Genomic DNA, 785 nt, shown 5'->3' on the forward strand with positions numbered 1-785 from the left:
CCATCAAAGCCAGCAGCGAGAAGATAAGGAATGCGCCCGACATGATCGATATGAACATGGGTCACGACAAGCGCTTTAATATGAGAAACTGGGAAGTCGATTTCAAGCTGGCTTTCACTCGACTGCCCAGAGGTCTCGGCCCCTTGAAACAATCCGCAATCAATCAGAATACCTTGTTGTTCAGAACTGTTTTTATCAGAAATGCGAAGCTCGTGACACGAACCCGTTACGCCATTCACCGCTCCGTGGTGTAGGATTTTCATGTGATGTCCTTATCAATTAAGTTAAGGGAAGAATATCACAACGCTCGCGCTAGATTCCAACAGGATGGTTTCAATCGAGTCTGACCCCGTTGTCAGCTAAGTATTGAACTATGTCAGGTGCCGCTGAGGATCTTGGCGACGATGTAATACACGAATAATCTCCACCGTATCGCCTGTAACCCTATAAAACAGGGTATGGCTCGCAATAGGTAGGCTTCTGGTGCCAGCTAGAAGTTCAGAGCGATCAACTCCTATCATGGCTTGTTCAGTGAGAGTCCAAAAGTGTTCTTTTATATTTTCAAGGTAGCTATCAGACTGGGTTTTCCCCCATTGCCGCAACCCGTACTGATAGATGTTTTTTAAATCAGTTTTCGCAGCAGGGGCTATAACAAGGTGGCGTGTTGGCATGAAACTTAAGCCATAATATCATTGAACAATGAATCTAAAGAGGATTTTGATTTAATAGAAATACCTTCACCGCTATCTATCTGGCCGGTGCCAACTTTCAGTTGCTCGCGTAAA

2 protein-coding genes are annotated in these 785 nt (G+C 45.0%); both read right to left on the bottom strand.

The features are described from left to right. Positions 1 to 263: MBL fold metallo-hydrolase (locus A3735_RS06350; protein WP_156499458.1), on the bottom strand; the 263-nt coding region annotated here is incomplete at its 3' end. Positions 264 to 371: 108 nt separating this feature from the next. Next, positions 372 to 671, bottom strand: coding sequence for a type II toxin-antitoxin system RelE/ParE family toxin (locus A3735_RS06355; protein WP_068511530.1), 300 nt, complete (start codon positions 669 to 671; stop codon positions 372 to 374). Positions 672 to 785 lie beyond the last annotated feature (114 nt).

Source organism: Oleiphilus sp. HI0061 (genome assembly GCF_001635675.1).